The organism is Prosthecobacter sp. (assembly GCF_044378005.1).
In the GTDB taxonomy this organism is placed as follows: Bacteria; Verrucomicrobiota; Verrucomicrobiia; order Verrucomicrobiales; family Verrucomicrobiaceae; genus Prosthecobacter.
This window is the reverse complement of the sequence record NZ_JBILYB010000189.1, coordinates 1-9,556: the sequence shown is the minus strand read 5'-3', so window position 1 is coordinate 9,556 and position 9,556 is coordinate 1. Positions and strand designations below refer to the sequence as shown.

9 protein-coding genes are annotated in these 9,556 nt (G+C 60.3%); 1 reads left to right on the top strand and 8 read right to left on the bottom strand.

Going from position 1 to position 9,556, the window contains the following annotated elements; genetic code table 11:
- The coding region (locus AC6FTP_RS23645; protein WP_497209371.1) for a sulfatase-like hydrolase/transferase at window positions 1-457 on the bottom strand (457 nt) is incomplete at its 3' end.
- A gap of 245 nt (window positions 458-702) precedes the next feature.
- Between AC6FTP_RS23645 and AC6FTP_RS23640 the strand changes: the two genes are divergently transcribed.
- The gene (locus AC6FTP_RS23640; protein WP_497209370.1) at window positions 703-864 is read left to right on the top strand and encodes a hypothetical protein; all 162 of its coding nucleotides are present in this window, start codon (window positions 703-705) and stop codon (window positions 862-864) included.
- A gap of 30 nt (window positions 865-894) precedes the next feature.
- Here the strand turns inward: AC6FTP_RS23640 and AC6FTP_RS23635 are convergent, their stop codons facing one another.
- The 7 genes from AC6FTP_RS23635 to AC6FTP_RS23605 all read right to left on the bottom strand — a co-directional run.
- A complete protein-coding gene (locus AC6FTP_RS23635) occupies window positions 895-2,391 on the bottom strand; it encodes a DUF7133 domain-containing protein (RefSeq protein WP_497209372.1) in 1,497 nt (498 codons plus the stop codon).
- The gene (locus tag AC6FTP_RS23630) at window positions 2,379-2,636 is read right to left on the bottom strand and encodes a hypothetical protein (protein ID WP_497209369.1); all 258 of its coding nucleotides are present in this window, start codon (window positions 2,634-2,636) and stop codon (window positions 2,379-2,381) included. The genes AC6FTP_RS23635 and AC6FTP_RS23630 overlap by 13 nt, the downstream gene beginning before the upstream one ends.
- Window positions 2,633-2,872: a hypothetical protein gene (locus AC6FTP_RS23625; RefSeq protein ID WP_497209368.1), complete on the bottom strand. Its 240-nt coding sequence runs from the start codon at window positions 2,870-2,872 to the stop codon at window positions 2,633-2,635. The genes AC6FTP_RS23630 and AC6FTP_RS23625 overlap by 4 nt, the downstream gene beginning before the upstream one ends.
- Window positions 2,869-3,831: an SMEK domain-containing protein gene (locus tag AC6FTP_RS23620; RefSeq protein WP_497209367.1), complete on the bottom strand. Its 963-nt coding sequence runs from the start codon at window positions 3,829-3,831 to the stop codon at window positions 2,869-2,871. The genes AC6FTP_RS23625 and AC6FTP_RS23620 overlap by 4 nt, the downstream gene beginning before the upstream one ends.
- 35 nt (window positions 3,832-3,866) lie before the next feature.
- Window positions 3,867-7,070 carry a carbamoyl-phosphate synthase large subunit gene (carB, locus tag AC6FTP_RS23615; protein ID WP_497209366.1) on the bottom strand — a complete coding sequence of 1,068 codons (3,204 nt, stop codon included), beginning with the start codon at window positions 7,068-7,070 and terminating at the stop codon, window positions 3,867-3,869.
- A gap of 259 nt (window positions 7,071-7,329) precedes the next feature.
- Window positions 7,330-8,277: an alpha/beta hydrolase fold domain-containing protein gene (locus tag AC6FTP_RS23610; RefSeq protein WP_497209365.1), complete on the bottom strand. Its 948-nt coding sequence runs from the start codon at window positions 8,275-8,277 to the stop codon at window positions 7,330-7,332.
- Between the two features lie 22 nt (window positions 8,278-8,299).
- A partial coding sequence (locus AC6FTP_RS23605) for an arylsulfatase (protein ID WP_497209364.1) occupies window positions 8,300-9,556 on the bottom strand: 1,257 nt, incomplete at its 5' end.

Genomic DNA, 9,556 nt, shown 5'->3' with positions numbered 1-9,556 from the left:
CATTGTCGATCATGGCGGGGTTGTAATACGCGCCCTGGCCGGGGAGCACGTTCCAGTAGTCGTAGCCCACGGGGTCGGTCATGAGGTGCCATTTGCCGATGACCGCATTCGTGTAACCTGCCTTTTGGAGGAGCTTCGGAAAGGTCTGCTGGCTGCTGTCAAAGGTGCTGTTGCTGTTGTTGTAAAAGCCGTTTTGGTGAGAGTACTTGCCCGTCTGGATGACGGCACGCATGGGCCCGCAGATGGAGTTCGTGACGAGGCAGCGATTGAAGCGGATGCCTTCTTTGGCGATGCGATCCATGCCCGGCGTCTCCAGCAGCTTGCGCTTTTCCCCGTAGGCGCTGATGACCTGACTGGCGAGGTCATCGCAGAAGAGAAAGAGGATGTTGGGCCGATCCGCCGCGCAGAGCGCAGAAGCAAAGGACAGGAAGGTCAAAAGAGACAGGAGGGACTTCATGGGCGGTTGGTAACGAGTGACCCCCGCCCGAGTTTGCCGGAAACTCAGACTTTCGGTGGGCGCGGTCAGGGCTTCGCGCATCCAAAGGATCAGAGGCTGATTGCGACAGGGTTACATGTCTGAATAAGACTGTTCATCCCGGAATAGGCAGAGGGCGGTGGACGGGCTTCAATTTGGCGGAAGATGGCGTCCAGCCAGGGGCGCTTTTGGCGGGGTAACGAAAGCTTGAGCACTCGTTTTCGTGCGTGCTGGCTGACCCACCGATCAAGGAAGTGCTGCAGTTGATGAATAAAGAGAAGTGGACCTTCCCCGCCGAGATCGAGCTCGAATACAAGATCCCCGAAGGCTCCACCGCCGTCGCCGAGGTGAAGAAGTGCGTGCAGTATTGCCAAGAGGCGCTGGCGTGAGTGAGCCTTGCTCCTTTCAGCAAGTCACGGTCACGGAATCTTGAGCAGCTCCTGTTCCGTCCAGGAATCGGTGCGTCGCGCTTCCTTTTCGCGGATCGCTTTGAGGAAGTCCGGCGAGATCGGCTCCGCGCCATGCTCCCACTCGCGCCGGAGATAGGTGAGGATAGCCGCCAGAGGTTCATCGCCCAACGCGCCCAGCGGAGGCATGTCGAGCTGGTAACGCCTCTTCTTGACCGTGAGGTAGCCGCGCACGCCGTGGAGGACGATGCGGCTGAGCCGTTCGGGCGAGCCCGTGACCCACTCGGAATCAATCAGCGGCGGGGCGATGCCCTCGAGGCCTGAACCATTTGGCTGATGGCAGCCCGCGCAGATGCCGGAGTACAGCGCCTTGCCCATCTTAAAACGGTTCTGCTCATCAGCCGTCAGCGGGCGCGGCAGCTTGAAGCCTGCGGGCGCAGGCTTGCCCGGCCAGGTCAGCATGTCCGCCACCTTTTCAGTGCCGGACGTGTCAAGAAAAGCAGGTCTGGCATCGAGCTTCACCTTCCGGCGTGTGAAGTCCGCCGCATTGGCGGTGAAGCCAGCGAGCAGCGTTTTGCGAGGCGTGGCACCGGCCTTCTCCGCGACTGCCAGGAACCGTGAGACACGGGCCGGATCGCGTTCGGCAGCCACACAGCCCGCCAGGCTTGGGATCAGCGTCTTGCCGCTTCCGTTGGCAAGGCAATGCTCCAGCAGTTCCAGTTCGCGGCCTTTGATCCCGCTGAGGATGGCTTCGGCCAGATAAGGGTGATCGGGCACGCGGCTGGCCATCGCCGCCATGGCCTGATCGGCGGCCGAGTCGTTGCACTCGCCCAGCGTCAGGGCGATTTGAGTCTGCACCTGCGAGTCCGCTTCTGTGGCGGAAAGGGCGATGAGCCTGGTCACTGCCGCAGCACGCCCTTCTCCGGCGAAGAAACCTTCTGCGATGCGCACCGCACTGTTGCGCACGCGGGCATCGGCATCCGCGAGCGCTTTCTCGATCACCGGCCAGGTGCTCTTGCCCATTCCATCGAGCGTCCACAAGGCATGCAGACGGCCGAGCGCGACCTCGCCGCGTGTGAGCGCTTCCAGCGCGGGGACGACTGCGGCATCCGCACGCTCGACGAGCAGGCGCTGGGCGGTCTCCCGGTGCCACGAGTTCGCGTGAGCGAGAATCGGGACGAGCTCGGCGCTGCCAAGCTTCGTCAGATTCGGTGCCGGACGTGTCTTCGCCTTTTCAGGCACCATGCGCCAGATCCGTCCCAGGCCGCGTGGATCCACGAGGTCGTGGTCCTGAATGTACTTTTCCAGGTAGGGACTGAGGGAGATGCGGTGCTGGATGATGCCCCGGTAAAAATCGATGACATAAAGCGCTCCATCGGGCCCCGTGGTCATGCTCACAGGGCGGAAGCGCTCATCGGTGGACGCGAGAAACTCCCGTTGCTGGTAGGCTTCACGAGCCACGAGTTTGCCTTGTTCGAGCGTGAGGATGTCTCGCTTCACGAGATGCAGCGCCGGCTCGCAGGCGAAGGCATTGCCAAGCGCATCTGCCGGGAAGAGATCGTGTCTGTGAAATCACGGAGAAGTGCAAAGTGCAAAAACTCCACCGATAGGCTCTTGCCAACACCATTGACCTTCCTCCCCTGCGTCTGCCCATCGTCCCACTTCTCACCAAGAATCAAATTGATCCCTGTAAAGAATTCAATCGGCTCAAATAGCTTTGGCTCGGAGGAGAGTCTGTGCAGGCGGAGCATCATGACGACAGTTTGTAGATGTAGGGAGCCTTGAAATCAATCACGCCGACAGAATGAAGGAAAATGAGAGCAAACATTATGGGGCGAGATCGATTCACACCCCGCTTACCAAGATGTGAGGCAATCTCGCTTAGTGAGAGCCTTCCATCCTGGGCTTTGTCGAGCCGCTTCAGGATCAAGTAGCCCACATGAACGATGGACGACTTGAGGGGTTCATCTTTGGAGATGAGCGAAGTCATGTGTTTGGATTTGGGAAGACGTTGCACCTCCCGAACTCGTCGGCGAGGAAATAACGAACAGCCTGCTCTTCGCAATCTCGCCCCGCCTTGTGCTCCCGCTCTACAAGATGAGAGACAATCGATTCGAACGCCAGCCTCGCATCGTTGCCGTGGTTTTCCAATGCAGAGAGGCTCTTCTCCCGAAGCCAAGCCGCACAGCGAGGTGCTCTTGCTGCATCGTAACCCACGGCTTGGCGTGCTTCCTCGACAGCACGGTAGCAGGTGACGTTGTTGAGAAACTGGCGCTTTAGAAACTCTGCATGCGCTTTGAATCGTTCGAGCTTGCCAGGAGCATCCGGCTTGAACTCAGGCAGGTTGTTCGGGTCGGGTGTGGTTTCTGAGATGTAGCGAATAATGGAGATGATCACTTCGACGGTCTGATCGACACCCATTTGAAGCGCTTGGCCAAGCGGCTTCAGTTCTTGACGAATCAATCGCAGTGCTGCGTCTTGCTCCGTGATTCCGAGATTCTGAATGCGTTGCAGCAAAGTTCCAAGATCAATTCTGTCATTGTCAGAATCGAACGGGAACCCCGACAATTGTTTGCTGAAGTTCGCCTCGGACGCCGTCTTGGTTATGAACGGGTAAACAAAGACGAGCCGAGTAAAACGAGAGCGGTGATTCTCGATAAACGAAGTGAGCGTTTTCCTAATCTTTGCTGCGGTCATCGTGCTTGTAACCTGCACGGCGATTCGATTTGAACTGTCCTCAAGATCAAATGAATCCTGATTTATGGACTCACTCCAGTTGGCGTTTGTCAAAGACCACCCGTAAAGTTGACGTAACAAGTCACGGAAGAAATTCTCGATCTCGATATTTCCATCCAAATGACGGATAGCAGCGTTCGCACGGAAATCCGCATCCAGACGGCCAAACCACTCTTTGGCTTCTGTCAGATTGGACTGTCGTTGTATCGCCATGATGTTTGGAAACGTGTATACCGGTCGATCTGTTGCTAACTATGATACTCCTGCAACGCCCGCACCTGCACCTCGCTGCCTTGCAGTGACTTGATGGCCCGAAGCGCGGCATCGGCGCCACGCAGCGTGGTCATGATCGGGATGCGGTTCTGCATCGCCGCCGTGCGGATCTTCACTTCGTCTTCGCGGGGGTTTTTGCCGCTCGGCGTGTTGATGACGAGGGCCATGTCCTTGTTTTTCATCAGGTCGATGACGTTGGGGCGCTGGCCGCTGGCGAGTTTGGGGAGGATGTTGACGGGGATGCCGGCCTCGGAGATGACGCTGCCGGTGCCGCTGGTGGCGTAGAGGGTGAAGCCGAGGTCGGCGTAGCCTTTGGCGATGCGGACGACGTTGGGGCGGTCGGTTTCTTTGACGCTAATGAAGACGTTGCCCTTCGTGGGTAGGGTGCCGCCGGCGGCCATCTGGCTTTTGGCGAAGGCCATGCCGAGGTCATCGTCGATGCCCATGACTTCGCCGGTGCTTTTCATCTCGGGGCCGAGGATGATGTCCACGCCGGTGAACTTGCTGAAGGGGAAGACGGCTTCTTTGACGCTGTGATGCCGTGGAATGACTTCCTCAGTGAAGCCGAGTTCCTTCAAGGTCTTGCCGGCCATGATCTTGGCGGCGAGCTTGGGCAGCGGAACGCCGATGGCTTTGCTGACAAAGGGCGCGGTGCGGGAGGCTCGGGGGTTGACTTCGATGACATACAAGTCGTCGCCTTTGACGGCGAGTTGCATGTTCATGAGGCCGCGGACGTTGAGGGCTTTGGCGAGCTTCTTGGCGGCGTCGCGGATGCGGTCCTGCATCGAGTTGCTGAGGCTGAAGGGCGGGATGACGCAGGCGCTATCGCCGGAGTGGATGCCGGCTTCTTCGATGTGCTCCATGATGGCGCCGATGACGGTGGTCTCGCCGTCGCTGATGCAATCGACATCGACCTCGGTGGCGTCTTCAAGGAAGCGGTCCACGAGCACGGGGCGGTCGGGCGTGGCCTCGACGGCGTTCTTCATGTAGTGGGTGAGTTCGGCGTCGCTATAGACGATCTGCATGGCGCGGCCGCCGAGCACGAAGCTGGGGCGCACGAGGCTGGGGTAACCAATGCGCGCCGTGATGGCGAGGGCCTCCTCCAACGAGGTGGCTGTGCCGCTTTCGGCCTGGTGCAAACCGAGATCGTCGAGCAGCTTGGCGAACATCTTGCGGTCTTCGGCGAGTTCGATGTTCTTCGGCGAGGTGCCGATGATGCGGACGCCGTTTTCTTCGAGGCCTTTGGCGAGATTCAGCGGCGTCTGGCCGCCGAACTGGACGATGACGCCGAGCACCTGGTCGTGGCGGTTTTCGCGCTCGTAGATGTTGAGCACGTCTTCGAGCGTGAGGGGCTCAAAGTAGAGCTTGTCACTGGTGTCGTAGTCGGTGGAGACGGTCTCGGGGTTGGAGTTGACCATGATGGTCTCGTAGCCGAGCTCGCGCAGGGCGAAGCTGGCATGGACGCAGCAGTAGTCGAACTCGATGCCCTGGCCGATGCGGTTCGGGCCGCCACCGAGGATCATGACTTTCTTGCGGTCGTTGTCGCGCACTTCGTCCTCGATGCCGTAGGTGGAGTAGTAGTAAGGCGTGAAGGCTTCGAACTCGGCCGCGCAGGTGTCCACGAGGCGGTAGGTGGGGATGACTCCAGCGGCTTTGCGCTCGGCACGAGCAGCACCTTCGGTGATGCCTTTGGCAATGGCGATCTGACGGTCGGAAAAGCCCATGCGCTTGGCTTTGCGGATATCGGTGGAGTCCAGTTGTTGCTGCTCCTTCACGATTTCCTCCAGCTGCCTCAAGAACCAGCGGTCGATCTTCGTGAGCGAAAAGACCTTCTCGACATCCCAACCTCTGGCAAAGGCCAGGCCGAGGTAGAAGATGCGCTCAGCGTTCGGCACGGAGAGCTTGGTGGTGAGGGTCTCGTCATCGACCACAACATCGGCACCATCGCCGATGAGGCCGAAGCGTTTGATCTCCAGGCTGCGCAGGGCCTTCTGCATGGATTCCTTGAAGGTGCGGCCGATGGCCATGGCCTCACCGACTGCTTTCATCTGCGTGGTGAGCGTCTCGTTGGCACCGGGGAACTTCTCGAAGGTAAAGCGCGGGAGCTTGGTGACGACGTAGTCGATGGTGGGCTCGAACGCGGCGGGCGTGTGACGCGTGATGTCGTTCTTCAGCTCATCGAGCGTGTAACCGACGGCGAGCTTCGCGGCGATCTTCGCAATGGGGAAGCCGGTGGCCTTGGACGCGAGCGCGGAGCTGCGGCTGACGCGCGGGTTCATCTCGATGACGATCATGCGGCCCGTGTCGGGATGCACGGCGAACTGGATGTTTGACCCACCGGTCTCCACGCCGATCTCGCGGATGCAGGCGAAGGAGAAGTCGCGCATGATTTGGTATTCGCGATCCGTGAGCGTCTGGATCGGCGCGACGGTGATGGAGTCGCCGGTATGCACGCCCATGGGGTCGAGATTCTCGATGGAGCAGATGATGACGCAGTTGTCCGCCTTGTCGCGGATGACCTCCATCTCGAACTCCTTCCAGCCGAGCAAGGATTCCTCAATGAGCACTTCCGTAACTGGCGAGAGATCGAGACCGTTCGCCGTGATGGTCTCGAATTCTTCTTTGTTATAAGCAATGCCACCGCCGGTGCCGCCGAGTGTGTAGGCGGGGCGGATGATGAGGGGCATGGTGCCGATCTGCTCGGCGATGGCGCGGGCTTCCTCAATCGTATGCGCCACGCCGGACTGCGGCAGATCGAGCCCGATCTTGAGCATGGCGTTCTTGAACTTGAGCCGGTCCTCACCTTTCTCGATGGCCTCCGCATTCGCGCCGATCATGCGCACGCCATGCTTCGTCAGCGTGCCGGCATTCCAGAGTGACATGGCGCAGTTCAGCGCCGTCTGGCCGCCGAGTGTGGGCAGCAGCGCGTCCGGCTTCTCGATCATAATGATCTTCTCGACGATCTCGGGGTTGATCGGCTCGATGTAGGTGCGGAATGCGAACTCCGGGTCCGTCATGATGGTGGCCGGGTTGGAATTGATGAGCACCACCTGGTAGCCTTCCTCACGCAGAGCCTTGCAGGCCTGAACGCCGGAGTAGTCGAACTCACAGCCCTGGCCGATGACGATGGGGCCGGAACCGATGACGAGGATGGTCTTAATGGAGGTGTCTTTGGGCATGATGAAAAAATGTCGAATTCGGAATGACGAATGTCGGAGTTTTGAGGGAAAGCGTATGATTTGGGCGCTTTCGGGGGCGGGTTTCACAGGCTAGAAAGCCTATGCTACGGCATCGCGGGGCCGGAAAGCGCGGCATCTTGCACGGTCCCCCCCGGCTGTCAAAGGGAGGTGGGCAGGAAGATGCCTGACACTGGAAAAACCCAGAGCTTGGACTGCCTTTCATGGCGTCCTGAACAAGCTCAGGCCGCTGGGCTGAGGGTCACTTCTTCAAAGTCGTGATCAGGAACTCCGAGATGCCCTTGTGCTTCACCTCTTGAGCACCGGGATAGACGAGTTCGCACTGGGTACCGATGGTGCGGCAGTGCTCCTGGAGTTTCACGCCGTAGTTCGCTGTGTGGGTGGGGTCTTTTTGCGGCTGACCGATGGCGGGAGCGGAGCTGTAGTGCAGATAGACGGCGGGGTCGTCCTTGCTGACGAGTTCGTAGGGGGAGTACAGCTTGATCCATTTCAGCACGGACTCGCGCTTTTCCAGGAACTCGGCGAAGCGGGTGTCGCGGGTCTTGGTGTCGTTCGGGTCCATGAAGCCGAAGGCGTGGCCGCCGTAGCGGCTGTTCGGGGTCCACTCGATGAGCTGTTTCGGATCGAGCGAGGTCTGGGCACCACTCACGGCGGCGCACCAGAGGCGGGTGGACTCGCGGGCGATGAGATCGCTGCTTTTCGGGTCGGCCATGTCGTCGTGGAAGGCGAGGTAAAGGCTGCTACAGGCTCCGGCACTGCCACCGCTGGCTCCGATGCGCTGCTTGTCGATGTTCCACTCCCCTGCCCTGCTGCGCACGAACTGCAAAGCGCGTGCTGCATCCTCCAGCGGCCATTTCACAGGCGGCATGACACCCTCGCGCTGGGCCTGCCAGGAGTAACGGTAATTGATGGAAACCACGGAGATGCCTGCGGCGAGGCATTCTTCGAGGCTGCCGGGCCTCGCTTTGTCGCCAGCGACCCAGCCGCCGCCGTGGATGAAGAAAAGCAGCGGCGTGGGCTTGGCGGACTCGGCTTTGTAAAAGTCCAGCACCTGACGTTCATGCGTGCCGTAGGCGACATTCGCCGCGGTGGGAGCGCGTGTGGGTTTTGGGGCGGGTTTGGCGGTCGGTGCAGGCGTTTGAGCCTGAAGGCTGGAGATGACGAGAAGGGCAGCGAGGATGGGGCGCATGGCTGGAATGAACGGGCTGGAGTTACTGCTTCTTCTTCGCTGCTTTCTTCTTTCCCGGCTGCTTCATCACGAGAGGCCAGTCGGCGTGCTCGGTGCGCAGGGTTTTCATGAGAGACTCGGCTTTGGCGACGAGGTCGGGCTTTTCCGCAGCGAGGTCCTTCGACTCGGCGAGATCGGTGGCGAGGTCGTAGAGCTCGATGGGCTTAGCGGGGCCGTTGCGGACGGCTTTCCAGCCGCCAAAACGCACGGCCTGGAGGGAGGTGCCTTCGTGGAGTTCCCAGTAAAAGGCTTCGCGTTTCGGAGCGGGACCGCCTTTGAGCAGCTCGACGACGGAGTGGCCGTCGTGCGGGGATTTGAGTTCGACTCCGGCGAGTTCGGCGGCGGTGGGCAGGAAGTCCCAGAAGGCCCAGGGCTCCTCGCTGGTGCGGCCCGCAGGCACTTTCCCCGGCCAGCGGGCGATGCCGGCCTGTCGCAGCCCGCCTTCATAAAGCGAGCGCTTGAAGCCGCGCAGCTTGCCGCCCATGGACTGGTCGAAGAGTTTGCCGACTTCGGATTTGGGTTCGAAGGACGCGCCGTTGTCGCCGGAGAAGATGACCAGGGTGTTTTCATCAACCTTGAGTTCCTTCAGCAGGTCCATGAGCTGGCCGACCTCGCGGTCGAGACGTGTGACCATGGCTGCGTAGGTTTTTTGGAGCTTGGTCCAGGGCTTGTCCTGGTATTGGCCGAGGTCGTCGATCTCAAAGCTGCCATGCGGCAGGGTGATGGCGTGGTAGAGGAAAAAGGGGCTGCTGGCGTGGCTTCTAACCCAGTCGCGCGTGTCCTTGCCGATGAGGTCCATGGCGTAGGTCTTGCCATCGAGCTCGACGTGCTGGTCGTCGTTCCAGAGGTATTTGGGGAAGTAGCTGTGGGCATGGCGCTGGCAGTTGTAGCCGTAGAAGTGATCGAAGCCTTTTTTCAAAGGGCTGCCGGTGGTGTCGAACATGCCCATGCCCCACTTCCCGGTGCAGGCGGTGGCGTAACCAGCGCTTTTCAGCACTTGGGCGACAGTGGGAACCTCGGCAGGCAGGGGCTTTTGCCCCTCGGGCTGGATTTCACGGTTCGCGCGGATGGGGCAGTGGCCCATGTGCAGGCCGGTCATCAGCGATGATCTCGATGGCGCGCAGACGCTGGTGCCGGAGTAGAGTTGCGGGAACTTCGTGCCCTCCGCCGCCATGCGGTCGAGATTCGGCGTCTGGATGAGCTTTTGCCCGTAGCAGCCGAGGTCGCCCTGCGCGAGATC

Excerpts from the sequence above, each read along its gene's own strand:
- AC6FTP_RS23630 (WP_497209369.1), bottom strand. The coding sequence starts at position 2,636 with ATGATGCTCCGCCTGCACAGACTCTCCTCCGAGCCAAAGCTATTTGAG.
- AC6FTP_RS23625 (WP_497209368.1), bottom strand. The coding sequence starts at position 2,872 with ATGACTTCGCTCATCTCCAAAGATGAACCCCTCAAGTCGTCCATCGTT.
- AC6FTP_RS23620 (WP_497209367.1), bottom strand. The coding sequence starts at position 3,831 with ATGGCGATACAACGACAGTCCAATCTGACAGAAGCCAAAGAGTGGTTT.
- carB (WP_497209366.1), bottom strand. The coding sequence starts at position 7,070 with ATGCCCAAAGACACCTCCATTAAGACCATCCTCGTCATCGGTTCCGGC.
- AC6FTP_RS23610 (WP_497209365.1), bottom strand. The coding sequence starts at position 8,277 with ATGCGCCCCATCCTCGCTGCCCTTCTCGTCATCTCCAGCCTTCAGGCT.